The organism is Pseudomonas sp. UBA7500 (assembly GCF_002478435.1).
GTDB lineage: Bacteria > Pseudomonadota > Gammaproteobacteria > Pseudomonadales > Pseudomonadaceae > Aquipseudomonas > Aquipseudomonas palmensis.
Genome location: NZ_DLNW01000050.1, coordinates 94,508 through 118,541, shown reverse-complemented (window position 1 = coordinate 118,541; position 24,034 = coordinate 94,508). Strand labels below are relative to the sequence as shown.

General features: G+C 62.4%; 28 protein-coding genes. 13 read left to right on the top strand and 15 right to left on the bottom strand.

What is annotated here, in order from left to right:
• Nucleotides 1-28 precede the first annotated feature (28 nt).
• Nucleotides 29-2,023 (top strand): polysaccharide biosynthesis protein, encoded by a 1,995-nt coding sequence (locus tag B4I46_RS21835; protein ID WP_286901805.1) that lies wholly within the window; start codon nucleotides 29-31, stop codon nucleotides 2,021-2,023.
• Nucleotides 2,024-2,074: 51 nt separating this feature from the next.
• On the opposite strand, the gene B4I46_RS21830 is transcribed toward B4I46_RS21835, so the two are convergent.
• Together B4I46_RS21830 and B4I46_RS21825 are read right to left on the bottom strand one after the other, a co-directional pair.
• Entirely contained in the window at nucleotides 2,075-2,788 is a 714-nt protein-coding gene (locus B4I46_RS21830) for a metallophosphoesterase (protein ID WP_235384284.1), read from the bottom strand.
• Between the two features lie 53 nt (nucleotides 2,789-2,841).
• Nucleotides 2,842-3,690 (bottom strand): lipopolysaccharide kinase InaA family protein, encoded by an 849-nt coding sequence (locus tag B4I46_RS21825; RefSeq protein ID WP_258659541.1) that lies wholly within the window; start codon nucleotides 3,688-3,690, stop codon nucleotides 2,842-2,844.
• 197 nt (nucleotides 3,691-3,887) lie between these two features.
• Here B4I46_RS21825 and B4I46_RS21820 point away from each other — a divergent pair, with 197 nt between their 5' ends.
• On the top strand, nucleotides 3,888-4,214 hold the full coding sequence (locus B4I46_RS21820; protein WP_043862694.1) for a ComEA family DNA-binding protein: 327 nt from the start codon (nucleotides 3,888-3,890) through the stop codon (nucleotides 4,212-4,214).
• Between the two features lie 107 nt (nucleotides 4,215-4,321).
• Here B4I46_RS21820 and B4I46_RS21815 read toward each other — a convergent pair whose 3' ends face one another.
• A complete protein-coding gene (locus B4I46_RS21815; protein WP_078479756.1) occupies nucleotides 4,322-4,489 on the bottom strand; it encodes a DUF2897 family protein in 168 nt (55 codons plus the stop codon).
• Nucleotides 4,490-4,670: 181 nt separating this feature from the next.
• Between B4I46_RS21815 and pyrF the strand changes: the two genes are divergently transcribed.
• Nucleotides 4,671-5,372 carry an orotidine-5'-phosphate decarboxylase gene (gene pyrF, locus B4I46_RS21810; protein WP_043862695.1) on the top strand — a complete coding sequence of 234 codons (702 nt, stop codon included), beginning with the start codon at nucleotides 4,671-4,673 and terminating at the stop codon, nucleotides 5,370-5,372.
• 72 nt (nucleotides 5,373-5,444) lie between these two features.
• Here the strand turns inward: pyrF and B4I46_RS21805 are convergent, their stop codons facing one another.
• A complete protein-coding gene (locus B4I46_RS21805; protein WP_043862696.1) occupies nucleotides 5,445-6,449 on the bottom strand; it encodes an NADP-dependent oxidoreductase in 1,005 nt (334 codons plus the stop codon).
• A 228-nt stretch (nucleotides 6,450-6,677) separates the two neighbouring features.
• On the opposite strand from B4I46_RS21805, the gene B4I46_RS21800 reads away from it, so the two are divergent.
• Nucleotides 6,678-7,439, top strand: a complete 762-nt coding sequence (locus B4I46_RS21800) for an SDR family oxidoreductase (protein ID WP_054915845.1) — start codon at nucleotides 6,678-6,680, stop codon at nucleotides 7,437-7,439.
• A gap of 38 nt (nucleotides 7,440-7,477) precedes the next feature.
• Here the strand turns inward: B4I46_RS21800 and B4I46_RS21795 are convergent, their stop codons facing one another.
• Entirely contained in the window at nucleotides 7,478-8,671 is a 1,194-nt protein-coding gene (locus B4I46_RS21795) for a benzoate/H(+) symporter BenE family transporter (protein ID WP_043862698.1), read from the bottom strand.
• Between the two features lie 145 nt (nucleotides 8,672-8,816).
• Between B4I46_RS21795 and B4I46_RS21790 the strand changes: the two genes are divergently transcribed.
• Nucleotides 8,817-9,419 carry a glutathione S-transferase family protein gene (locus B4I46_RS21790; protein ID WP_043862699.1) on the top strand — a complete coding sequence of 201 codons (603 nt, stop codon included), beginning with the start codon at nucleotides 8,817-8,819 and terminating at the stop codon, nucleotides 9,417-9,419.
• A gap of 43 nt (nucleotides 9,420-9,462) precedes the next feature.
• Here B4I46_RS21790 and B4I46_RS21785 read toward each other — a convergent pair whose 3' ends face one another.
• From B4I46_RS21785 to B4I46_RS21765, 5 genes are all read right to left on the bottom strand, one after another.
• Complete coding sequence (locus B4I46_RS21785; protein WP_043862700.1) at nucleotides 9,463-9,834, bottom strand: glutathione S-transferase N-terminal domain-containing protein; 372 nt, start codon at nucleotides 9,832-9,834, stop codon at nucleotides 9,463-9,465.
• Nucleotides 9,835-9,895: 61 nt separating this feature from the next.
• The gene (gene folE, locus B4I46_RS21780) at nucleotides 9,896-10,441 is read right to left on the bottom strand and encodes a GTP cyclohydrolase I FolE (protein ID WP_054915843.1); all 546 of its coding nucleotides are present in this window, start codon (nucleotides 10,439-10,441) and stop codon (nucleotides 9,896-9,898) included.
• Between the two features lie 69 nt (nucleotides 10,442-10,510).
• Nucleotides 10,511-11,068, bottom strand: a complete 558-nt coding sequence (locus B4I46_RS21775; protein ID WP_043862702.1) for a Smr/MutS family protein — start codon at nucleotides 11,066-11,068, stop codon at nucleotides 10,511-10,513.
• 52 nt (nucleotides 11,069-11,120) lie between these two features.
• Complete coding sequence (locus B4I46_RS21770) at nucleotides 11,121-11,438, bottom strand: hypothetical protein (RefSeq protein ID WP_043862703.1); 318 nt, start codon at nucleotides 11,436-11,438, stop codon at nucleotides 11,121-11,123.
• Nucleotides 11,439-11,511: 73 nt separating this feature from the next.
• Nucleotides 11,512-12,102 carry a cysteine hydrolase family protein gene (locus tag B4I46_RS21765; protein WP_054915842.1) on the bottom strand — a complete coding sequence of 197 codons (591 nt, stop codon included), beginning with the start codon at nucleotides 12,100-12,102 and terminating at the stop codon, nucleotides 11,512-11,514.
• Between the two features lie 190 nt (nucleotides 12,103-12,292).
• Between B4I46_RS21765 and prmB the strand changes: the two genes are divergently transcribed.
• Nucleotides 12,293-13,201, top strand: a complete 909-nt coding sequence (prmB, locus tag B4I46_RS21760; protein ID WP_054915841.1) for a 50S ribosomal protein L3 N(5)-glutamine methyltransferase — start codon at nucleotides 12,293-12,295, stop codon at nucleotides 13,199-13,201.
• Nucleotides 13,202-13,289: 88 nt separating this feature from the next.
• On the opposite strand, the gene B4I46_RS21755 is transcribed toward prmB, so the two are convergent.
• Nucleotides 13,290-14,087: a hypothetical protein gene (locus B4I46_RS21755; RefSeq protein ID WP_054915840.1), complete on the bottom strand. Its 798-nt coding sequence runs from the start codon at nucleotides 14,085-14,087 to the stop codon at nucleotides 13,290-13,292.
• Nucleotides 14,088-14,193: 106 nt separating this feature from the next.
• Entirely contained in the window at nucleotides 14,194-15,156 is a 963-nt protein-coding gene (locus B4I46_RS21750; RefSeq protein ID WP_213606081.1) for an alpha/beta hydrolase, read from the bottom strand.
• A 145-nt stretch (nucleotides 15,157-15,301) separates the two neighbouring features.
• Between B4I46_RS21750 and aroC the strand changes: the two genes are divergently transcribed.
• The 3 genes from aroC to B4I46_RS21735 are packed head-to-tail and all read left to right on the top strand — an operon-like array spanning nucleotide 15,302 to nucleotide 18,107.
• Nucleotides 15,302-16,393 carry a chorismate synthase gene (aroC, locus tag B4I46_RS21745; RefSeq protein ID WP_286901800.1) on the top strand — a complete coding sequence of 364 codons (1,092 nt, stop codon included), beginning with the start codon at nucleotides 15,302-15,304 and terminating at the stop codon, nucleotides 16,391-16,393.
• A gap of 38 nt (nucleotides 16,394-16,431) precedes the next feature.
• Nucleotides 16,432-17,583 (top strand): MFS transporter, encoded by a 1,152-nt coding sequence (locus B4I46_RS21740; RefSeq protein WP_286901798.1) that lies wholly within the window; start codon nucleotides 16,432-16,434, stop codon nucleotides 17,581-17,583.
• Nucleotides 17,580-18,107, top strand: a complete 528-nt coding sequence (locus tag B4I46_RS21735) for an acireductone dioxygenase (protein WP_100634498.1) — start codon at nucleotides 17,580-17,582, stop codon at nucleotides 18,105-18,107. The genes B4I46_RS21740 and B4I46_RS21735 overlap by 4 nt, the downstream gene beginning before the upstream one ends.
• 92 nt (nucleotides 18,108-18,199) lie before the next feature.
• On the opposite strand, the gene B4I46_RS21730 is transcribed toward B4I46_RS21735, so the two are convergent.
• A complete protein-coding gene (locus B4I46_RS21730) occupies nucleotides 18,200-18,472 on the bottom strand; it encodes a DUF3509 domain-containing protein (protein ID WP_043862711.1) in 273 nt (90 codons plus the stop codon).
• A gap of 273 nt (nucleotides 18,473-18,745) precedes the next feature.
• Here B4I46_RS21730 and B4I46_RS21725 point away from each other — a divergent pair, with 273 nt between their 5' ends.
• Both B4I46_RS21725 and B4I46_RS21720 read left to right on the top strand, forming a co-directional pair.
• Complete coding sequence (locus B4I46_RS21725; RefSeq protein ID WP_054915837.1) at nucleotides 18,746-19,270, top strand: ankyrin repeat domain-containing protein; 525 nt, start codon at nucleotides 18,746-18,748, stop codon at nucleotides 19,268-19,270.
• Between the two features lie 59 nt (nucleotides 19,271-19,329).
• Complete coding sequence (locus B4I46_RS21720; RefSeq protein WP_043862713.1) at nucleotides 19,330-19,860, top strand: hypothetical protein; 531 nt, start codon at nucleotides 19,330-19,332, stop codon at nucleotides 19,858-19,860.
• On the opposite strand, the gene B4I46_RS21715 is transcribed toward B4I46_RS21720, so the two are convergent.
• A complete protein-coding gene (locus B4I46_RS21715; protein ID WP_043862714.1) occupies nucleotides 19,857-20,798 on the bottom strand; it encodes a ZIP family metal transporter in 942 nt (313 codons plus the stop codon). The two genes, B4I46_RS21720 and B4I46_RS21715, sit on opposite strands and share 4 nt — an antisense overlap.
• A 129-nt stretch (nucleotides 20,799-20,927) precedes the next feature.
• On the opposite strand from B4I46_RS21715, the gene B4I46_RS21710 reads away from it, so the two are divergent.
• Nucleotides 20,928-21,119: a PLDc N-terminal domain-containing protein gene (locus tag B4I46_RS21710; protein WP_043862715.1), complete on the top strand. Its 192-nt coding sequence runs from the start codon at nucleotides 20,928-20,930 to the stop codon at nucleotides 21,117-21,119.
• 49 nt (nucleotides 21,120-21,168) lie between these two features.
• Here B4I46_RS21710 and B4I46_RS21705 read toward each other — a convergent pair whose 3' ends face one another.
• Nucleotides 21,169-21,642 carry a methylated-DNA--[protein]-cysteine S-methyltransferase gene (locus B4I46_RS21705; RefSeq protein ID WP_054915836.1) on the bottom strand — a complete coding sequence of 158 codons (474 nt, stop codon included), beginning with the start codon at nucleotides 21,640-21,642 and terminating at the stop codon, nucleotides 21,169-21,171.
• 186 nt (nucleotides 21,643-21,828) lie between these two features.
• Here B4I46_RS21705 and B4I46_RS21700 point away from each other — a divergent pair, with 186 nt between their 5' ends.
• On the top strand, nucleotides 21,829-23,916 hold the full coding sequence (locus B4I46_RS21700; RefSeq protein WP_043862717.1) for an LTA synthase family protein: 2,088 nt from the start codon (nucleotides 21,829-21,831) through the stop codon (nucleotides 23,914-23,916).
• Nucleotides 23,917-24,034: the final 118 nt, after the last annotated feature.

Here is a 24,034-nt window from a genome sequence, read left to right as displayed (position 1 = left end):
AACACGTTACAAAGTATTCGAAGGTGATATGGAACAGTTACGAGCCTCACTGTTGGCGCTGCCGAGGCGCCGCAAGCGCCTGCTTCAAATGCTTGTGGATGTACTGGTGGTGTGGGTTGCGCTTTGGCTGGCGTTCATCGTCCGGCTGGGTATTGATGAGTACGTTGCGCCGATCAAGGCGCACCTGTGGCTGTTTGCATGCGCCCCGATCGTGACCATCCCCCTGTTTGTCTACTTTGGCATGTATCGGGCGGTGATGCGCTATTTCGGCAATGACGCATTGGTCGCAATCTTCAAGGCCGTCAGCCTCTCTGCATTGGTGCTGGGGGTGATTGTTTACTGGTACAGCGATCACACACGCATCGTGCCGCGCTCGATCATTTTCAATTACTGGTGGCTGAGCCTGGTAATGGTGGGCGGATTGCGCCTGGCCGTTCGCCAGTATTTTCTTGGTGACTGGTTTGCCGCCACGCAACATGTGCCTTTTACCAATCGCAACGGTGGTCTGCCCAAGGTAGCCGTCTACGGAGCAGGCGCCGCAGGCAATCAATTGATTGCCGCTTTGCGCATGGGCAAGCTGATGCGACCTGTGGCCTTTATCGACGACGATGCAAGTATTGCCGATCGGGTGATCTCTGGATTGACGGTCTATACACCTGACAATATCGAGAAAATGATCGAGGTAACCGGTGTAGAGGAGGTGCTGCTTGCTATTCCTTCCGCGACACGTGCTCGCCGACGTGAAATCCTGGGCTTCCTCGAGGGGCTTTCGCTGCATGTGCGCAGCGTTCCCGGCTTCATGGACTTGGCCAGCGGCCGGGTAAAAGTCGAAGATCTGCAGGAAGTGGATATTGCCGACCTGCTGGGCCGAGATGCCGTACCAGCACAGGATGACCTGCTTGAACGTTGCGTCAGCGCAAAGGTAGTCATGGTCACGGGGGCCGGAGGGTCGATCGGATCGGAGCTGTGTCGGCAGATCCTGATGCTCAGGCCCAAGGTGCTGGTTCTGTTCGAGCATAGCGAGTTCAATCTGTACAGCATCCTCTCGGAGCTGGAGCAGCGTGTATCGCGAGGTTCGCTATCCACGCGGTTGCTGCCCATTCTTGGTAGCGTACGAAACCCGGTGCAGTTGCTCGACGTAATGAAGGCCTGGCATGTCGAGACGGTTTATCATGCGGCTGCTTACAAGCATGTGCCGATGGTTGAGCACAATGTGTCGGAAGGGCTGCTGAACAACGTAATCGGTACGTTGTATACCGCTCAAGCAGCATTGCAGGCGCAGGTTGCCAACTTCGTTCTGATTTCAACTGACAAGGCAGTACGCCCCACCAATGTCATGGGCAGCAGCAAGCGGTTGGCCGAAATGACGTTACAGGCGCTGAGTCGCGAGCTGGCGCCAGTCTTGTTCGAAGACAGCAGCAATGTGTCGCATGTCAACAAGACGCGTTTCACTATGGTGCGTTTCGGCAATGTGCTTGGCTCTTCGGGTTCGGTAATTCCGTTGTTCTACAGGCAAATCCAATCCGGTGGCCCGTTGACGGTCACTCACCCCAAGATCACGCGTTACTTCATGACCATCCCGGAAGCTGCACAGCTTGTTATCCAGGCAGGTTCAATGGGGCGGGGCGGGGATGTGTTCGTGCTGGACATGGGGGAGCCGGTGAAGATCGTCGAGTTGGCAGAAAAAATGATTCACCTCTCAGGCCTGAGCATCAAATCCGATGGTAATCCTCGCGGAGATATCGCTATCGAGTTCACCGGACTGCGCCCTGGGGAAAAGCTGTACGAAGAACTGCTTATAGGCGATGAGGTGGTCTCTACCCGCCACCCGATGATCATGAGTGCTCAGGAGGACCATCTGCCGTGGGACGAGCTTAAGGAGCGCCTTAGTGTATTGTTGGCGGCTCTTGCCGAGGATGATTACGCGCGAGTTCGTCAGCTGTTGCGCGAAACGGTAAGCGGTTACACGCCCGATGGTGAAATCGTCGACTGGATTCACCAGCAGCGCCGCCTGGAGCCGTGAACCTGTAGCCAGGCGCTTATCATCCCCTGGGCTGCAACATGATAGGCAGCTTCAGCCTTTTATGCGTAGTTGCACGGCGCTCAAAGCCCCATCGGGGAACGAGCAGCCGGTATCGACATAGACGACATTGCCCAGTTCCGTTATCCCCGGTACGGTCGAGTGCCCTACATACAGACGCTCGACTCCGCTGATCGGGGTCGGGTCCTGTCGAGTTATCCTGGTCCTTGAATACATGGCTTGCTGGTATGCCGCAAGGCGCGTGGGGGTGTGCTCGGAGCACAGCAGTGCCACAGCGCTGTTCCAGTCCAGTTGGTCTTCCCAGCCGGGCAGCTCGGCGTGAATCACGCCGATTTTTCGTTGATTACCCACTGCAACTTCAATGGCCATGGGCAGTTTAGCGAGTGCATCGATCACAATCTGCTGGCGCTTTGCGTCAAGCTGATAGAACCATGCGCCGCCATTTCGCGCATGTCTGGCGGCGTCGCCCGTGCCTGCTGCGTGATCGAGAACCATCTGTTCGTGATTCCCTCGCACCGCATGGAACCAGGGATGCTTCAGCCAATCCACGGCCTGTTCGGAAAAAGGGCCGCGATCAATGAGATCCCCGGTACAGAACACTCGATCGAGGCTGGGATTGAAGCGATGGCGCAACAGTAGCGCCTCGAGCTGCTCGAAGTGCCCATGGATGTCGCCTACGATGAAATCGCGCCCTGCGTTGTTGAGGTCAAATGAACGCAGGTGCGCACTGGTGGAGGTGTGGTGCAATTCGGTACTCGGGTGAAGGTTATCTGGCCTGCCATGCACTGATAGCAAGCATTTTAGATGCGAGGCCTGGTTGGTGACGAAACCGGGCCGAAGAAAAAACGACGCTCCTTGCGGCCCACGTCCAGGTGCTTGCTCTGCTTGTACACCTGTTCGAAACGGTTTGGGTCAACACCAGCGTATGCGGCAAGGGCTGATTCGACCAAGGCGTCATAGGCCGCTTCGGTGATGTACCTGTAAACCTCGCGTCTGTAGAAGAATCCGAATTGGAATCCAAGAGTTTCGCTAAGACACTCAGTGTTTTGCGCAAAGCAGTTCTCTAGATCGATCGCGTAGGTCGGGGCTGTCCCATCGTTGCTAATCATGACATTCGCCGCCCACAGGTCCATATGATAGATGCCGTTGCTGTTGAGCGAAAACAACAACTCAAAGGACGCTTCTATCACTCGGTGGATTTCTTCAGGCTTTGACTGCATCCACTGGAAACCATCCGTGTAGCCCTGCAGCATCTCGGTAATGATAAAGAAATCTTTCACCAGGCCCAGCCTGGATTTGGTGTAGCCATAGCCCACCACGGCTGGGACGCGCGCGCCGCGGCGATGCGCCTCCGAAGTGTTGAGCAGTTCTTCGATCGGCCAATCGTACATGCCGCAGCGTTTGCGCGCACCGCGGGCAAAGCGGAATTTTTTCGGGAAGGTCTCGAGTACTTGACGTTTGGCGAACAGAGAGCCAGCGCTGCCGGCAATCGGGGCGCTTGTGCGTTTCGCCAGATCGTTCAGGCTGAGCAGTTGCTCGAAAGCCTGGGCTACCACCGAATTGAACGGCACCTTCAGGTGGAAGGTTGAGCGCTGATGTTTAAAGGTAAATGGGTAACCATCCAGCAGGCTCTTGCTATCGTCAAGCACCAGTACTACACCCTGTGGCAAATTGCTATTAGGTCGCCGAAATGTAACATTTCCTACACATTTTTACATATTTTTCACATCTTGTTTTAATCGATTTGCTATTGACTCTGGATGTGCGAGCAACCACCCGCTAGGTTTTACAGGCAGCCAAGGAATCGCTGCCTTAGCAAGCTCACACACCAAGGAGTGCCACCGTTATGCGCAATACCTTTCTTGTTTCTCTGCTGCTCGCGCTGCTCAGCGCGTTCTCGCTGCCGTCGTTTGCGGCGGCCACCAAGGCCGCGGGCGACTTGCCAGTCACTACAGTCAGCGCAGCGCTCGCCTCAACCACCGTCAACCTGAACACTGCCGATGCGGCGACACTGCAGTCGTCGCTCGCAGGTATCGGCAAGGCCAAGGCTGAAGCGATCGTGGCCTACCGCGAAGCCAACGGCGCGTTCGAGTCAGTGGATGAGTTGCTGGAGGTGAAGGGGATCGGCCAGGCGCTGATCGAGCGCAACCGGGACAAACTGGCGGTCAAGTGACCTGAGGAGGGGCGGGTCGGGCAATGCTCGATCCGTTTTCATCATCAAATGGCATGGGCCCATCGCCGGCAATGCCGGCGCCTGCAGAAGGCGGGGAAGCGCCACGCTTATCGGTCTTGCGCGTCCTTGGCATCGGCTTCGGCATTGCGCTCATGCACGCGCTTGAGTTGCTCTTCGGTCAAGGGCAGCTTCTTCGCCGTATCACGCAGCATCATCAAACCACCGACAATCGAGCCGATGGCAACCAGCAAGATCAACCAGGCATACCAGGGCATGAGCTTCTCCTTATCGACGGCGAATGGCGCCGCCTCTGTGATGTTGGACTCGACACGAGCGTCGATGGTTCAAGTATAAGAGGCCCACCACCTGGGGGCGAATTCGCGATCACCGGCCCCCATTGGCACTGCGCATCGGCTACAATGCGCGCCGATTTCGACTTGCCCAGAGAGCCTGCCCATGTCCGCCTGTCAGACGCCTATCATCGTCGCCCTGGATTTCCCTACCCGTGACGCCGCCCTGAAACTGGCCGATCAGCTGGACCCCGCGCTGTGTCGGGTCAAGGTCGGCAAGGAGCTGTTCACCAGCAGTGCGTCGGGCATCGTTGAAACCCTGTGTGAAAAGGGCTTCGAAGTGTTCCTGGACCTCAAGTTCCACGATATCCCCAACACCACCGCCATGGCCGTGAAGGCCGCAGCCGAAATGGGCGTGTGGATGGTCAACGTGCACTGCTCTGGCGGCCTGCGCATGATGGCAGCCTGTCGCGACGTGCTGGACCAGCGCAGCGGGCCACAGCCGCTGTTGATCGGTGTGACCGTGCTGACCAGCATGGAGCGTGAAGACCTCGCCGGTATTGGCCTGGACATCGAGCCGCAGGAGCAGGTGCTGCGACTGGCCGCCCTGGCCGAGAAGGCCGGCATGGACGGCCTGGTGTGCTCTGCCCTGGAAGCCCCGGCCCTGAAGGCCGCGCACCCGTCGTTGCAGCTGGTGACTCCGGGCATTCGTCCTGCCGGCAGCGCCCTGGACGATCAGCGTCGTATCCTTACCCCACGCCAGGCGCTGGACGCCGGCTCCGACTACCTGGTAATCGGTCGCCCGATCAGTCAGGCGGCTGACCCTGCTCAAGCGCTGTCTGCAGTGGTAGCCGAAATTCGCGGCTAAGCGACCCGGTTTTTCGCCAGCAAGGCTGGCTCCTACAAGGAGGAGCCGGCCTTGCTGGCGAAGTCGTTCCTCTTATACCTTCAACACCAGCTTGCCAAAGTTTTCCCCGCTGAACAGCTTCAGCAGCGCTTCGGGAAAGGTCTCCAGCCCCTCGACAACATCCTCCTTGCTCTTAAGCTTGCCGCTGGCCAGCCAGCCGGCAATTTCGTTGCCTGCCGTGCCGTACTTGGCCACATGGTCCATCACCACGAAACCTTCCATGCGCGCGCGGTTTACCAGCAGCGACAGGTAGTTGGCCGGGCCCTTGACCGCCTGCTTGTTGTTGTACTGGCTGATGGCACCACAGATCACCACCCGCGCCTTGAAATTCAGGCGACTGAGCACTGCATCGAGGATGTCACCCCCGACGTTGTCGAAGTACACATCCACCCCTTTTGGGCACTCGCGCTTGAGTCCCTCCAGTACGTCTTCGGCCTTGTAGTCGATAACCCCGTCAAAGCCCAGTTCATCGACCAGGTAGCGGCATTTCTGCTCGCCGCCGGCAATCCCGACCACACGACAGCCCTTGAGCTTGGCGATCTGCCCGGCAATGCTGCCGACCGCTCCCGCTGCACCCGAGATCACCACGGTTTCGCCCGTCTTGGGCTCACCCACTTCCAGCAGGGCAAAGTAGGCCGTCATTCCGGTCATGCCCAGGGCGGAGAGATAACGTGGCAACGGTACCAGCCTAGGGTCGACCTTATGCAGGCCCTTGGGCTCGCCAATGAAGTAATCCTGTACACCAAGGGCTCCGCTCACCGTATCACCCGCGGCATAGTCAGGGTGCCTGGACGCCACCACTTCACCGACACCCAGTGCGCGCATGACCTCGCCGATACCTACAGGCGCAATGTAGGACTTGCCCTCGTTCATCCACCCGCGCATGGCCGGGTCCAGCGACAGGTACAGGTTCTTCACCACTACCTGTCCCTCGACAGGCTCGCTCACAGGCACGGTTTCAAAGGTAAAGTCATCACGTGTCACTGCGCCGGTGGGGCGCTTGGCAAGCACGAAGCGGCGGTTGGTCCTGTCGGTCATGGCAAGGTTCTCTCTGGAAGGCAAACCCTGTTGATAGGCCTGCATCGGCAAATCGGCAAGGTCCAGCCTTGTGGCGAATGGTGATTGATCCATCTGGATGATTGAGCCTAGCAGCTAAAATCACCCGGTTCGATGGTGTGTTCACTGCGTGCCTGATGATGCTGCCCAGGAGCCACCGCCGATGACTAGACTCCCGCCATTGTCCTCACTACGTTGCGGGAGTTATCGATGAGCATGACTTTTTCCGGCCAGGTTGCCCTGGTCACCGGGGCCGGCGCCGGCATCGGCCGGGCCACGGCGCTGGCATTCGCCGCACAAGGCCTGAAGGTTGTGGTGGCAGACCTGGACGTCGCCGGTGGCGAACACACGGTCGGGTTGATTCAGGCCGCCGGCGGCCAGGCACTGTTCGTACCTTGCAACGTTACCCGCGAGCAGGACGTGCAGCAGTTGATGGCGCGCACTGTCGAGGCATACGGTCGTCTGGACTATGCCTTCAACAATGCCGGTATCGAGATCGAGCAGGGGCGCCTGGCCGACGGCAGCGAAGCCGAGTTCGATGCGATCATGGGCGTCAACGTCAAGGGCGTGTGGCTGTGCATGAAGCACCAGTTGCCGCTGATGCTCGCCCAGGGCGGCGGTGCGATCGTCAACACCGCATCGGTCGCCGGCCTGGGGGCTGCGCCCAAGATGAGTATCTACAGCGCATCCAAGCATGCCGTGATCGGGCTCACCAAGTCGGCCGCCATCGAGTACGCCAAGAAACTGATCCGGGTGAATGCGGTGTGCCCGGCGGTGATCGACACCGACATGTTCCGCCGTGCCTACGAGGCCGATCCACGCAAGGCTGAATACGCCGCCGCCATGCACCCGGTCGGCCGCGTGGGCAAGGTCGAGGAAGTCGCTGCAGCGGTCCTGTACCTGTGCAGCGACGGTGCGGCATTCACCACTGGCCAGGCTCTGGCAATCGATGGTGGTGCCACCGCTATCTAGCGGGTGGGGCAGGGGAGGGCCAGGCCCTCCCGTACCGATCAGGCAGCCTTGCGCCAGTTCAGGATCATCAGCGTCAGTACCCCCGCCACAATCCCCCAGAACGCCGAGCCGATCGAGAACAGGGTAAAGCCCGAGGCCGTGACCATGAATGTGATCAAGGCTGCCTCGCGCTCCCTGGCCTCGCTCATCGCCACCGTCAGACCGTTCATGATCGAGCCGAACAGCGCCAGTGCGGCAATCGACAGCACCAGCTCCTTGGGCAACGCGGCGAACAGTGCCGCCAGGGTGGCGCCGAACACGCCGGCAATGCCATAGAAAATCCCGCACCAGACCGCCGCGGTGTACCGCTTGCTCGGGTCTTCATGGGCATGCGGCCCGGTACAGATCGCGGCGCTGATGGCCGCCAGGTTGATGCCGTGCGAGCCGAACGGGGCCAGCAGCAGCGAGGCCAGGCCCGTCACTGAAATCAGCGGCGAGGCAGGTACCTGGTACCCGTCCGCACGCAGCACCGCCACACCCGGCATGTTCTGTGAAGTCATCGCCACCACGAACAGGGGGATGCCGATGCTGATGGTCGCGGCCAGCGAGAACGACGGCGTGGTCCATACCGGTGTCGCCACCTCCAGGTGGAAGCCGCTGAAGTCCAGCAACCCCATCACTGCGGCGATCGCGGTGCCCACCACCAGCGCGGTCAGTACCGCATAGCGCGGCGACAACCGCTTGATCAGCAGGTAGCTGAAGAACATCCCCAGCACCAGGGCGGTCCGATGCTGGGCCGCAACAAAGATCTCGCTGCCGATCTTGAACAGAATGCCGGCCAGCAGGGCCGCGGCCAGCGATGCCGGAATGCGCCGTACCAGGCGTTCGAAACTGCCTGTGAGCCCGCAGATCACCACCAGTACGGCGCAGGTGATGTAGGCGCCGATTGCCTCGCCATAGCTCACGCCGCCCAGGCTGGTGATCAGCAAGGCTGCGCCGGGGGTCGACCAGGCGACCGTGATGGGCGTGCGATAACGCAGTGAAAGGCCAATGCTGCATACCGCCATGCCGATCGACAGCGCCCAGATCCACGAGGAAATCTGCGCGGTGGTCAGGCCGGCCGCCTGGCCCGCCTGGAACATCAGCACCAGCGAGCTGGTATAGCCCGTGAGCATGGCAATGAAACCGGCGACCACCGCCGAGGGGGAGGTGTCGGCCAGCGGACGCATTGGCGCAGAGGTGGCGTCAGGCATGCAGTAATCCTTGTGCGGGTGTAAGCGGGTTTTTCAGACTACGCTGCGATAGGGCGAGTTTTGCCATACAGCAACCATTGCATTTAACCGTACAGTCGCCAACTATGGACGGCGGTTTCGTTTCAGCTTTGGAGAGGGGGGAACAATGTACAAGGTCTACGGGGATTACCAGTCGGGCAACTGCTACAAGGTCAAGCTGATGTTGCACTTGCTTGATATTCCGTACACATGGTGTCCCGTGAACATCCTCAATGGCGAGACCGAGCGCCCTGAGTTTCTGGTCAAGAACCCTAACGGCAAAGTGCCGGTGCTGGAGTTGGAGGACGGCAGTTATCTGTGGGAGTCCAACGCCATTCTGAACTACCTCGCCGAAGGTAGCCTGTTCCTGCCGAGTGAGCCGCGTTTACGTACGCAAGTGCTGCAGTGGCAGTTCTTCGAGCAGTACAGCCATGAGCCCTACATTGCCGTGGCACGTTTCATCCAGTTCTATCTGGGCATGCCCGAAGATCGTGTCGATGAATACAAGTCGTTGCAGAAGGGCGGGCACAAGGCGCTGAAGGTGATGGAGAAACAGTTGCAGGAAACACCTTACCTGGTCGGTGACCAGTACTCGATTGCCGATGTGGCGTTGTATGCCTACACCCATGTGGCCCACGAAGCCGGCTTCCTGCTGAATGATTACCCGAAGATTCGCGCCTGGCTGGAACGCGTGGCCTCGCATCCGCGGCATGTGCCCATGATCGATTGATGGTGTTTTGCCGGCAGGGAGCAGCCCTGCCGGCCAAGCGCTGTCAGACCGCCGAGAACCGCTGGTTCAGGTAGTCGATGATCACCTTGGACTCGTACATCCAGGTGGTCTTGCCGTCTTCCTCGATGCGCAGGCACGGCACCTTGATCTTGCCGCCTTGCTCCAGCAGGGCCTGGCGATCCTGTTCGTTGTTCTTCGCGTCACGCAGTGCCACCGGCACGTTCAGGCGGTGCAGTGTACGGCGGGTCTTCACGCAGAAGGGGCAAGCGTGAAACTGATACAGGCTCAGCCCCTTGGCCTGCTGCTCGACATTCGCCTGGGCGGCCGCATCACGCTTGAGCTTGCTCGGGCGGCTGACCCAGTCGAGGAAGACGATCAGTTGGCCAAGGCCAACCCGCAGTGCTTTGACGATCATGGCAACTCCTCACAATGAAAAAAGCCGACCTGGGCAGGTCGGCTCGCAGAACCTCGGCCGATTACTTGATCAGGCTGAGGAACTCGCTGCGGGTGGCAGCATTGTCGCGGAAGGCGCCGAGCATCACCGAGGTGATCATCGACGAATTCTGTTTTTCCACACCGCGCATCATCATGCACATGTGCTTGGCTTCGATCACCACGGCCACGCCCAGCGCGCCGGTCACCTGCTGAACCGCCTCGGCGATCTCGCGGCTGAGGTTTTCCTGGATCTGCAGGCGGCGAGCGTACATGTCGACGATGCGCGCCACCTTGGACAGGCCCAGCACCTTGCCGCTCGGGATATAGGCGACATGCGCCTTGCCAATGAACGGCAGCATGTGGTGTTCGCACAGCGAGTACAGCTCGATGTCCTTGACCAGGACCATTTCACTGTTGTCGGAGCTGAACAAGGCGCCGTTGGTCACCTCTTCCAGGGTTTGGTCGTAGCCGCGGCAAAGGTACTTCATGGCCTTCGCAGCCCGCTTGGGCGTATCGAGCAGGCCCTCGCGGGAAACATCCTCGCCGAGTTGGCCGAGAATCGCGGTGTAGTGCTGTTCCAGGGACATGGATCTACCTGTGGGATTTATCGCAAAAGCGAAGGGTACGGCGGCTGTGACGGCGCTGCAAGCGCGGCGTTACTCGTCACGCCCTTCGAGCATGGTCCGCTTGAGCATGACATACACCGCGCCGGTGCCGCCGTGACGCGCCTGGCACGAGGTAAAACCCAGTACCTGGGCATGCTGGCGCAGCCAGGTGTTGACGTGGCTCTTGATCATCGGACGCTTGCCATCGAGCCGCACCGCCTTGCCGTGGGTGACTCGCACGCAGCGCACCTCGAAGCGCGTGGCCTCTGCCAGGAATGCCCAGAGGGTCTCGCGGGCTTTCTCCACGGTCATGCCGTGCAGGTCCAGGCTGCCTTCGAAACCGATCTGGCCAAGCTTGAGCTTGCGCATCTGGCTTTCCTGCACGCCATCGCGGCTCCAGTGCAGGTCGTCTTCCGGGCCCACGTCGATGACGAACTGATCGGACAGGCCGTCGATCACCGTCTGGTCGCTGCGCACGGTCGCGGCCTGGCGCAGGCTGGCCAGCTGCTTGCGGTCAGCCTTGGGTTTGCCGGTGTCGGCGCGATCATGCCGGATCGGCTTGACGCCGTGCATCTGGCTCTTGAACAGGGAAAAATCGTCGTCTTGCATGTAAGCCTCCGCCTGGGCGGCGCAGTTTACGCGACTCCCCACAGGGTTGCAGTCAATCGTGTTTCTTCATCAGGTGCGGCGACAGGTTCAGCCCCCTGGCACGGCGAAGGCGCAACCGGCTGCGGCGCCAGGACCAGACGCCCAGGTACAGCGACAGCAAGCCCAGGCCCAGCACCACGGCAGCGCCGGGGCGGTTGTTGTTGAGCTCGCCCAGCGCCTCGGCATGGCCCAGCAGGCCAGCGACGCCGGCCATGGTCAGGAGCACGCCGAGTATCGCCAGCAGTGCCGAGAACGCCGTGGCCAGGCGTGCGCCCCAGTTGCGTTGTTCGCGGGGACGCAGGCGCCTGGCGTCGAAACTGGATAACTTCATTCCGACTTTCCTCAAAGGGTATCCGGGGTTGGACCCGAACGCCCCAGAGTGGTTCCACTTGCCTGTCGGGTGGTCAGATCAGGCTGTTGACGGGTGCGACACAGGCAAAGTTGTCGGCCATGATCGCCATTTCGCTCTGCTGGATCTGTGCGGCCGGGATCACGCCGTCCTTGAACGGCAGGTCGCGGGTGGCGCAGCCGTCTTCGACCAGGGTGCAGCGATAGCCGTAGTCCTTGGCGCGGCGCACGGTGGTGCTGACGCTGGAGTGGCTCATGAAGCCGCACACGATCAGGTCCAGGTGGCCGTACTTCTGCAGCGTCTCGTGCAGGGTGGTGTTCTTGAAGGCGTTGGGCATGCGTTTTTCGATGACGACTTCATCGCCCTGCGGCTCCAGGCCCGGAATCCACTCGCCGCGCGAGCCCTGTGGGTCGAACAGGCCACCCACGGTGCCCAGGTGGCGCACATGCACCACGGGCCGGCCGGCCTTGCGTGCAGCCTCGAGCAGTTTGCCGATGTTGGCCACCGCTTCGTCCATGCCCGACAGCGCCAGGGGCCCGCTCAGGTACTCCTTTTGCGCATCGATAATCACCAGGCTGGCGTTGCTCAGCTTGGCCGGCGGATAACCGCGACCGCTGAGGTGGAACATCGTCGTTGGAACGGACATCAGGGGCTCCTTTGGATAGGGCTTTTCACCTATTGTCCCCTGCTTGGCGACTTATGTGAATGGCTTAGCGTGCATGCAGCGTGGATAGCGGCCTGCAGGCATGAGCACAATTGCGGCCAGAGGCGTATTGGCGGGCCCATTTGTGTTCCAGGCTGTTAGAATTGCCGGTCGTCTTTAAAGGAGTCTGCCCGTGATCACTTCCCGCCTGCGCACCCTGCGCGACCACATCCGTTGGGCTGTCAGCCGTTTTCATGAGCAGGGGCTGTTTTTCGGGCATGGCGCCGACAACGCCTGGGACGAGGCACGCCTGCTGGTGCTGGGTTCGGTGCATCTGCCATGGGAAGTGGCCGACGCCTATCTCGATTGCCGTCTTGAAGACGACGAGCTGGTCAAGCTGCAGCGCCTGCTCAAGCGACGTATCGAAGAACGCGTGCCGACCGCGTACCTGCTTGGCGAGGCGTGGTTCTGTGGCATGTCGTTCATCGTCGACGAGCGCGTGCTGATCCCGCGCTCCCCCATCGGCGAACTGATCGAAAAACGCTTCGAGCCATGGCTGGCTGCCGAACCCGCGCGCATTCTCGACCTGTGTACCGGTTCCGGCTGCATCGGCATCGTCAGCGCCGACGTGTTCCCCGAGGCCGAGGTGGTGCTGGCCGACCTGTCGTTCGAGGCGTTGGAAGTGGCCAACCAGAACATCGAGCGCCATGGTCTTGAAGAACGTGTGTTCACTGTGCAGGGCGATGGGTTCGAGGGGTTGCCGGGGCAGCGTTTCGACCTGATCCTGTCGAACCCGCCGTATGTCGATGCCGAGGATTTCGCCGACATGCCCCAGGAGTACCACCACGAGCCGGAGCTGGGCCTGGCCTGCGGCAATGACGGTCTGGACCTGGTACGGCGCATGCTGGCCGAGGCGGCGGATCACCTGACCGAGAAGGGCCTGCTGATCGTCGAGGTCGGCAACAGCCAGGTGCATGTCGAGCAGTTGTACCCGGAGGTGGATTTCGCCTGGCTGGAGTTCGAACGTGGCGGGCACGGGGTGTTCATGCTCACGGCCGAACAATGCCGGCAGCATCAGGCGCTGTTTGCTTCGCGGGTGTAAGGGATACAGATTTCAAGCCTGTCGCGGGTCAAGCCCGCCCCAACAGGGCCGCATTGCCGTGTTGGGGCGGGCTTGACCCGCAACGCTTTCAGCGGTTGGTGGCAATCCAGATCAGCAGCCCGGCCTGGAATACCGCAAAGGCCACCAGGCAGGTGATGGTGAAGCGCAACCCGCTGTCTTCGCGGCGGTACTTGTTGACCCGCTCATCGCGCTCGCGCAGTTGTGCTTCCTTCTCCTGCAGGTTCTGCTCGGCCTGCTGCAGCATGCCCGCAGCATCCAGGATGTCTACCTTCTGCACCTTGTCGGTATTCCAGCCACCCTTGAGCTGACCTGCCTGGACTTCCACGCAGCGCCCCTTCAGGTGCTGCGCATCGGCGTACTCGACCTCCAGGCCATGGCTGCGCAGCACCTGGTCGCGGCGCAGGCGTGTGTCTTCGTTGAGTGCGTCCTTGTTGGCCAGGGCCATGCCCTCGACCCGGTAGTGCGACCACTTGCGCTGTACCCAGTGCACCGCCTGCGACAACAGGAAGCGCCCCAGGCCACGGCTGACCGGCTCGATCTGCAAGCCACTGTCGGGGCCGATCTTGATCTGGTGCAACTCATGGTCCACCCAGATATCCAGGCGATTCTGCTCCTTGCGCACCTTCTGCCCAGGCAGGCGCACTTCCATGCGCAGCAGGCTGTGGGTCTTGTTGTGCCGTTCGGCATAACCGTACTGCACGAAGCGCAGCGGCCGCGCGCCGGTGTTGCGGTCGGTGGGCTGCGGGGACAGGCGCAGCATCTGGAAATGCTCGGGCACAACGTCCGCCCAGGGCAGCGGGGCCGCTTCCGGGGCTGGCGATTCGTCGGTCGCGTCTGGGGCGTCCTGGGGGGTGGCTTCAGTCATCACGGCGGTCCTTTTGTGCACAGCAGGCGGGTCGCAAGGGCGACGCCTGCACCGGCTTATCGGCCGCTTTGCGCAAGACTGGAGACACAATTTGCGCCAATTCGCTTCATGCCGCCGGCAATCGACGAATGAACTCGACGATCCGCTCGCCCAGGGCACTGGCCAGGGGCAGCTCGGGGTTGTTGTAGCTGTCGCGCTGCTGGCTCATTTCACGCGGGCTGATGCGCAGCATGTGGTTCATGCCGTCGATCAGTGCCAGTTCGGCGTCCGGCTTGGCAGCGTGCAGGCGCTCGGCATCCTTGACCTCGACCTGGACGTCGTTGCGCCCCTGCACGATCAACGCCGGCAAGTGGAGGCGGGCGAAGGCGGCGGCCGGGTCCTGGCGAAACAGCGAGATCAGGTACGGCTGCACACTGGGGCGAAACACGTCGCGCAGGTGCAGCGGTACCTGGGTGCTGGGCTGGCCGGCCTTGAGCTGCTCGATCAGGCGTACGGCCTGGGCTCGCTCGGTCGCCGGCAGGCGTTCACCCAGTTGCTCGCGCAGTACCTGATCGACCGGGCGCCCGCTGCCTGCCACTGAAATTACCGCGCTGGCGCCGGCCTGTTCGGCCGCGAGGCTGGCGATCAGTGCGCCCTCGCTGTGACCCAGCACGATCAGCGGGCCAAAGCGCGGGTCGGCCTTGAGCAGATGGCCCCAGGCAACGGCATCGGCCACATAGCGCTCGACGCTGAGGTTGCGCTCGTCGGGGGTTGCCGCGCGGCTGGCGGCCACCCCGCGCTTGTCGTAGCGCACGCTGGCAATGCGGTTGTTGGCCAGCAGCAGGGCCAGGCGCTTGAGGTTGTCGATACGTCCGCCGGCGGGATTGTTGCCGTCACGGTCGGTGGGGCCGGAGCCGGCGATGATCAGCACCACCGGTGGCGGCGTGTCGCTGCGCGGCAACAGCAGGCTGCCCTGCAGGGTGCCGTCGTCGGTCACCAGGCTGATCGGTCGTTGCAGTACCGTGGGGGCCGCGGCCTGGGCCAGGCCGGTAAACAGGAGGAACAACAGGGCGAACGTGCGCAGCATCATCAGGCCATTAGCGAGGAGGTGGCGTTTTGACTCGTCCGGCGGCATTAGGTTCGCGCCCGGAGGTGATCTAAGGGTATACCCTGCGTATACTGGTTGGCCTTGTTACCATCCAGTTAAAAATCAGGCTGAACGCGGAGCGCCCTGCATGTCCGGCAATACCTACGGCAAGCTGTTCACTGTCACCACCGCTGGCGAAAGCCATGGTCCGGCGCTGGTCGCCATTGTCGATGGCTGCCCTCCGGGCCTGGAGCTTTCGCTGGCCGATCTTCAGCAGGACCTGGACCGGCGCAAGCCCGGTACCAGCCGGCACACCACCCAGCGCCAGGAGCCCGACGAGGTCGAGATTCTCTCTGGCGTGTTCGAGGGCCGTACCACCGGCTGCGCCATCGGCCTGCTGATTCGCAACACCGACCAGAAGTCCAAGGACTACTCGGCGATCAAGGACCTGTTCCGCCCGGCCCACGCCGACTACACCTATCACCACAAGTACGGCGAGCGCGACTACCGTGGCGGCGGCCGCAGCTCGGCCCGCGAAACCGCGATGCGCGTGGCTGCCGGTGCCATCGCGAAGAAGTACCTGGCCACCCAGGGCATCCGCATCCGCGGCTACATGAGCCAGCTGGGCCCTATCGAAATCCCGTTCAAGACCTGGGAGTCGGTGGAGCACAACGCCTTCTTCAGCCCCAACCCGGACAAGGTGCCGGAGCTGGAGGCCTACATGGACCAGCTGCGCCGTGACCAGGACTCGGTGGGTGCCAAGATCACCGTGGTCGCCGAAGGCGTGATGCCCGGCCTGGGCGAGCCGATCTTCGACCGCCTCGACGCCGAGCTGGCCCATGCGCTGATGAGCATCAACGCGGTCAAGGGCGTGGAGATCGGTGCCGGCTTCGACAGCGTGGCCCAGCGCGGCACCGAGCACCGTGACGAACTCACCCCCGAAGGGTTCCTCAGCAACAATGCCGGCGGCATCCTGGGGGGCATCTCCTCGGGGCAGCCGATCATTGCGCACCTGGCACTCAAGCCGACCTCCAGCATCACCACCCCGGGCCGCTCCATCGATGTGGATGGCAACCCGGTGGAGGTCATCACCAAGGGCCGTCACGACCCCTGCGTCGGCATCCGTGCCACCCCTATCGCCGAGGCGATGATGGCCATCGTGCTGATGGATCACCTGCTGCGCCACCGCGGCCAGAACGCCGATGTGCGGGTAGCCACCCCGGTACTGGGCCAGCTGTAGTGCACCTGCCCGACGTCGACGCCATGGCCCGCTGAGCCGTGGCGCCGATTCCCTACTGGCGGCTGTCCAGCTTCTACCTGTTCTATTTCGCCTTGCTGGGTTCGACAGCGCCGTTTCTGGCGCTGTATTTCGATCACCTGGGGTTTTCCAGCGCGCGCATCGGCGAGTTGGTGGCCATCCCCATGCTGATGCGCTGCGTGGCACCGAACCTGTGGGGCTGGTTGGGCGATCGCAGCGGCCAGCGCCTGCTGATCGTGCGTCTGGGGGCCTTGTGCACCCTGGCCAGCTTCTCGTTGATCTTCGTGGCCAAGAGCTACGCCTGGCTGGCGCTGGTAATGGCCCTGCACGCGTTCTTCTGGCATGCGGTACTGCCGCAGTTCGAGGTCATCACCCTGGCCCACCTGCAAGGTCAGACTGCCCGCTACAGCCAGGTGCGGCTGTGGGGGTCGATCGGTTTCATCCTCACCGTGGTGGCCCTGGGGCGATTGTTCGAATGGTTGAGCCTGGACATCTACCCGGTGGCGCTGGTGGCGATCATGGCCGGCATCGTGCTGGCCAGCCTGTGGGTGCCCAATGCCCAGCCGCCAGGCCAGCACGAGCGCAGCGATGGTGGCGGCTTTCTCAGGCAACTGGCCAGCCCTGGCGTGGCCGCGTTCTACGTGTGCGTGGCATTGATGCAGTTGAGTCACGGCCCGTATTACACCTTTCTCACCCTGCACCTGGAGCGCCTGGGCTATGCCCGCGGCACCATCGGCATGGTGTGGGCGCTGGGGGTGGTGGCCGAGGTGCTGATGTTCCTGGCCATGAGCTGGATCCTGGCGCGGTTCTCGTTGCGTCGGGTGCTGTTGGCGAGCCTCTTACTGGCGGCCTTGCGCTGGTGGCTGCTGGGGACCTTTGCCGAGTATCCGGGCGTGCTGCTGTTCGCCCAGTTGCTGCACGCCGCCACGTTCGGCAGTTTTCACGCGGCCGCCATCGCCTTCGTGCAGCGCAGCTTCGGCGCTCGCCAGCAGGGCCAGGGGCAGGCGCTGTATGCGGCCCTTGCGGGTACCGGCGGTGCGCTGGGAGCCCTGTATTCGGGCTACAGCTGGAACGCCCTGGGCGCCACCATCACCTTTAGTATTGCCTGCGTCGCGGCGCTGGTCGCAGCCGTTATCATTGCGTTTCGAATGAAAGAGGAAAAGGCCCCATGAGCAGCCTGAGCGTGTTTCACCAGTCCACCCCGGACATTCCCAACAAGGTGCTGACCCACCTTGAAGACATCGCCGCGACACTGGCCGAGCAGGGAATAAGGTTCGAGCGCTGGACGGCGCAGTCGCCTGTGCAGGCCGATACTGGCCAGGCCGGTGTGCTGGCCGCCTACCAGGCGCATATCGACCGGCTGCAACATGAAGGCGGTTACCGCGCCGTCGACGTGATCAGCGCCAGTGGCGATCCGATGAGTGAACTGCTGGACGAACATGTGTATTCGGATGACCTGGTGCGTTTCTTCGCAGCCGGGCGCAGCCTGGTCAGCGTGCGGGCAGGGGAGTACGTGCATGCGGTGGTGTGCGAGAAGGGGGATCTGATCGTGGTGCCGGCGGGGTTGCGGGTATGGATCGATGGCGGGGACAACCCGCACTTCGTGGCGGTGCGACTGTTCAATCAGCCTGAAGGGGTGGTGGCGCAGTTCACGGGGGAGAAGCTGGCCGAGCGTTACGCGCGATTGGACGATTGATCACGCCGAGGCCACTGGCTTGCAAGCCAGCGCTCACAGGAACCAAGATGATCCTGTGGGCACTGGCTTGCCAGCAAAGGCCGCTACGCGATTCAGCGATAGGTCGGTAGTGCGAACCGCTGTTGGCTTTGCAGCATCGAGATCACCGGCAGCTCGCTGGCCTGCTCGGCCAGGTCGCGGCGGATCGCGCTGATCGCCCACGACAGTTGCTCGGCACTGTGCAGCTGGCCATACGAAATCGAGCGCTTGACCTGTTTGCCGTCGGCGGCGCGCAACGTCAGCAGTACACCGCCATCAGGGCGAGCCTGGGTGGTGACGTCGTAGGCGGAAAATACCGAGGCGAATTTTTGCTGGATGAGGTCCATATCAGCTCCTGACTGTTGTGTGGCAGACATGAAGTGATAGGTGCAGCGACCGTGCCAGTTTTCCTTGATTAAAAAAAGCTTATAAAACAATGACTTAAAGTTGTCGTGCGCACTGGGTGCCGTGCATTCTGCATGGTCGTGCAATTTGCACAGTGCATTTTGCAGTGCCTTGCGGCCAATAGATTCGCTCTGTCGTCCTCATGGGATTTGCGAGGTTGACCCAAAGCCTTCCCTGACAAAGACTTGGGCTCTACCGCAGCCAGGAGGTTCCCGATGACCGACCACCCAACCCCCACCCCGATGAACGACGATGAAGCCGCAGCCTTTGCCGAAGAAGTGTTCGATCGGGCGCGCAAGGGGGACGCCGACATGCTTGGCCGTCTGCTGGAGAAGGGCCTGCCGGTCAACCTTCGCAATGGCAACGGCGACACGCTGCTGATGCTTGCCAGCTACCACGGCCACCTTGAGGCGGTGAGGGTGCTGCTTGAGCACGGCGCAGACCCGCAGATTGCCAATGACAAGGGCCAGTTGCCGATTGCCGGTGCCGCTTTCAAGGGCAACCAGGCGATGATCGAGCTGCTGGTGGAGAAGGGCGCGCTGATCGATGGAGCGTCTGCCGATGGCCGTACCGCGCTGATGCTGGCTGCGATGTTCAACCGCACCTCCATCGTCACCTACCTGCTCGGCAAGGGCGCGAACCCCAATCACCGCGACGCGCAGGGCGCCACCGCACTGGTTGCCGCGCAAACCATGGGCGCACCCGACACCGTCGCCCAGTTGCAGGCGCTGGCCGGCTAACTGCCAGGGGGCTTTTGCGGCTATCCTTGGCGACTTTTTTCGCCTCGCAGGGCCCCCGCATGAAAAACCAACTGGTCGAACTCATCGGCAAAATCAGCTCCGGCTGCCTTCCGGACGCCGAAATCGAGCGCATCGCCGACGAAGCGGCGCAGGCCTATGCCGACCCGCAGGCGTTCCTGGCGGCCAACCCCGACATCAACTACGACGACACCTTTCCGATCCCGCTGGGGGAGTGGGTGGTGATCGGCAGTCTGCCCGATACCGTGCTGTTCCAGGCCGACACCTACAGTGACCTGTTCCAGCAGATCACCGACTCGTTCGGCAAGGACGTTGCCTTCAACATCAAGCCCAAGCAACTGGTCAAGGTCGAGCCGCTCACGGCACTCAACCGCATCCAGGTGCAGATGGGCAGCATGAACAAGGAAAACGGCGGCTACACCCTGGTCAACATCAGCCAGTTGCTGGACGACGAATTGCAGATGGTGCTGGTGTACGGCAACGACGTGCCGCGGGTGCTGGAGCTGTGCGCCGAGGTCGGCATCGCCGCGGCGCCTGCCCTGGAGGCGCTGCGGGTCGCGGTACACGTCTAGCCCAGCGCGGTATCCAGGAACATCATCACCGCGAAGCCGCCCATCAGGCCCAGGGTGGCCGAGGTCTGGTGGCCATTGCGGTGGGTTTCGGGGATCACCTCGTGGGATACCACGAAAATCATCGCCCCGGCCGCCAGGCCCATGCTCACCGGGTAGGCGATGGCAAAACCGGTGGAAATGCCCAGGCCGATCACTGCCCCGATCGGCTCCATCAGCCCCGAGCCGACCGCTACCAGCGCAGCCTTGAGGTTGGACAGGCCGGTGGCGCGCAACGCCAGTGCCACGGCCAGGCCTTCGGGAATGTCCTGGATGGCGATGGCGGTGGTCAGCGGCAGGCCCACGTTGAGGTCGCCGTTGGCAAAGCCCACGCCGATGGCCATGCCCTCGGGCAGGTTGTGCAGGGTGATCGCCAGCACGAACAGCCACACCCGGTTGATGCGTTCCGACTGTGGGCCGCAGGGGCCGGTGCTTTCGTGCTCATGGGGCGTGAAGCGGTCCAGGCCCAGCATCAGCAGCACCCCCAGGCCCATGCCGACCACCACGGTCAAGGCCGCGAAAGGCCCGTTGCCGGTGATTTCACGCGCAGCCTCCAGGCCCGGCAGAATCAGCGAAAACGAACTGGCGGCGAGCATCATGCCGGCGGCGAAGCCGAGCATCACATCCTGCGAGCGGGCGCTGACGTCGCGCAGCACCACCGCCAGTACCGCGCCCAGCGCCGTGGCGCCAAACCCTGCCAGGCCGCCGAGCAGGGCCATGTGCAGGTTGTCCTTGTTGTCGCCATGCACCGCGTTCCAGGCACTGGCGACCAGCAGGCCGAGCACGGCGAGCAGGCTCAGGGCCAGGCCGGCACTGAGCCATGGGGTGGCCTGAACCTGGTGCAGCCAGGCGCTGCGCAGGGAGGTCGGGTTGGCGTTGGCGGAGCTTTGGGCGGGTGGCATGGAGGCCTCTGTGGTACGGAGTCGATCAATCGAGTGTAATCACTGCGCGGCGTGTGCGACGAGCGGTTCGCCGCTATGGGGCCGATAGCCAGCTACGCTGAAGGCAGGTTCAATCATGGGAGTATCACCATGGGGTCGACGTTCAACGGGTTGGTGGGGCTGGTCATTCTGGCGCTGGATATCTGGGCGATCATCAACGTGATCAAGAGCGGCGCCAGTGGCGGGGCCAAGGTGCTGTGGATCCTGCTGATCCTGCTGCTGCCGGTGCTGGGCCTTATCATCTGGGCGATTGCCGGGCCACGGGGCAACGTAAGGCTGTAGCGCCAGTCCAGGCTCTTGTGGGCGTGGGCCTGCCCGGCGATGCGGCGGCTCAGATCAACCAGGCGCCCTCAAGCTGCAACAACTGCTGCTTGCGCTCCAGGCCACCTGAAAACCCGGTCAGGCTGCCGTCGCTGCCAATCACCCGGTGGCACGGCACGATCACCGCCACCGGGTTGGCGCCGTTGGCCGTGCCTACCGCGCGTATCGCCTTCGGCCGCCCGACGCGCTGCGCCAGTTGTGCATAGCTGGTGGTGGTGCCATACGGAATCTGCTGCAGCGCCCACCACACCGCACGTTGAAATTCGGTACCCCGTGGCGCCAGGGGCAGCTCGAAACGCTGGCGCCGGCCTTCGAAATACTCATCGAGCTGTCGCGCTACCGTATCCAGCTGCGCGCCCGCCGGCTGCCAGCTTTCGGCCAGTTGCCAGGGGTGGGCGCTGTCCATGTGCAGCAGGTGCAGACCTTGTTCATCACCGGCCAGCAGCAACTGGCCGATAGGGCTGGGGTGGTAGCGAAAGTACATGGTGAGTGGCTCCGGGCATGTCTGGCCCACACGATACCCGAACACTGAGCTATTGTTCGAGGCGCGGTCTTCAACATAATTTTCACATTCGATTGCTGACAATCCGCGCGCGAATTTCCGTTCGTCCAAGGGCCACGCAATGTCCCGGCCCTCATAAAAATCTGAACCCTAGGGATCTTCCTGTCCATGGCTAACACGGATGCCTTGAGTCATCAGCGAGCCGCTTCGCGCCCGTTGCTGCAACCAACGCTCAAATCACACCTCGCCTATACCTTGCTGTGCGGCCTGGTGATCATGCTGATGCTGAGCCTCGTGCGCCTGGCGCTGCTGCTCTACAACAGCGACATGATCGGCGACACCCCACTCTCGACCGTCGCCGAAGGCTTCCTCAACGGCCTGCGCTTCGACCTGCGCGTGGTGGTGTACCTGAGCATTCCGCTGCTGCTGGCGATCCTCAGCGCTCGCGCCATGGCCGCCCGTGGCCTGTTTCGCGTATGGCTGACCCTGGCTTCCAGCGTGGTGATGTTCCTCGGCCTGATGGAGATGGACTTCTACCGCGAGTTTCACCAGCGCCTCAACGGCCTGGTGTTCCAGTATGTGAAGGAAGACCCCAAGACCGTTCTGAGCATGCTCTGGTACGGTTTTCCGGTGGTGCGCTACCTGCTGGCCTGGGCCTTTGGCACCTGGGTGCTGAGCCTGCTGTTCAAGGGCATCGACCGTCTTACCCGCCCGCGCGGCGAGTACTCCAGCAACGTCGCCGGCCTGCGCAGCGTGGCGCCCTGGTACCTGCGTGGCGCGGTATTCGTGGTGATCCTGCTGGTGGCCGTGATCGCCGCCCGTGGCACCTTGCGCCAGGGCCCGCCGATGCGTTGGGGTGACGCGTTCACTACCGACTCCAATTTCGTCAACCAGTTGGGCCTTAACGGCACCCTGACCCTGATCGACGCCGCCCACAGCCGTTTTGGCGAAGACCGCGGCAACATCTGGAAGGCTACCCTCGACCAGAGCCAGGCCCAGCAGACCGTGCGCGACATGATCCTGACCGAGCACGACCAGCTGGTGGATGCCGACAGCGCGGCGATCCGCCGTGACTTCACCCCGCCTGCGGCCAACAGCCTGCCGATCAAGAACGTCGTGGTAATCCTGATGGAGAGCTTCGCCGGCCACTCGGTGGGCGCGCTGGGCAGTACCACCAACATCACCCCGTACTTCGACAAGCTGGCCAAGGAAGGTCTGCTGTTCGACCGTTTCTTCTCCAACGGCACCCATACCCACCAGGGCATGTTCGCCACCATGGCCTGCTTCCCGAACCTGCCAGGCTTCGAATACCTGATGCAGACGCCGGAAGGCGGCCACAAGCTGTCCGGCCTGCCGGCGCTGCTCAGCGCCCGGGACTATGACGACGTGTACGTCTACAACGGCGACTTCGCCTGGGACAACCAGTCCGGGTTCTTCGGCAACCAGGGCATGACCACCTTCATCGGCCGCAATGACTTCGTCAACCCGGTGTTCTCCGACCCGACGTGGGGGGTGTCCGACCAGGACATGTTCGACCGCGGCGCACAGGAGCTTGCGCACAACTATGGCAAGAAGCCGTTCTATGCCCTGCTGCAGACCCTGTCCAACCACACTCCGTATGCGTTGCCCAAGGACCTGCCGGTGCAGCCGGTGACCGACCAGGGCCGCCTGAACGAGCACCTGACCGCCATGCGCTACTCGGACTGGGCGCTGGGCCAGTTCTTCGAGAAGGCGCGCAAGGAGCCGTACTTCAAGGAAACCCTGTTCGTGATCGTCGGCGACCACGGCTTCGGCAATGCCCAGCAGGTCACCGAACTGGACCTGGGCCGCTTCAACGTGCCGCTGCTGCTGATTGCGCCGGGCATCCAGGAAAAGTTCGGTGCGGTCAGCCACACCGTGGGCACCCAGGTCGACATCGTGCCGACCATCATGGGCCGACTGGGGGGCGAAACCCGTCATCAGTGCTGGGGGCGTGACCTGCTCAACCTGCCGGCCGGCGATGAAGGCATCGGCATGATCAAGCCATCGGGCAGTGAGCAGATCGTCGGCCTGGTGCAGGGCGATCGCATTCTGATCCAGTCCAAGGACATGTCGCCGCGCATGTACCGTTACCAGCTTGGGGCCAACTTCAAGGCCGAGGTGATCGAAAGCCCGGACCAGGCACAATTGAGCCGCAAGCTGGAGTCCTACATCCAGACCGCGACCAAGAGCCTGCTGGACAACACTGCCGGCGTGACCCACAGCACGCCGCAATGACGCACGGGCTGTTGCACTGACCAGGACCCCGGCTTGCCGGGGTCTTGGCTTTTCGGGCCGTGGGTGCTCAAATCACGCGCCTCAGCAAGAGGGGCCGACAGCGGTCCCGCAAAAAGGA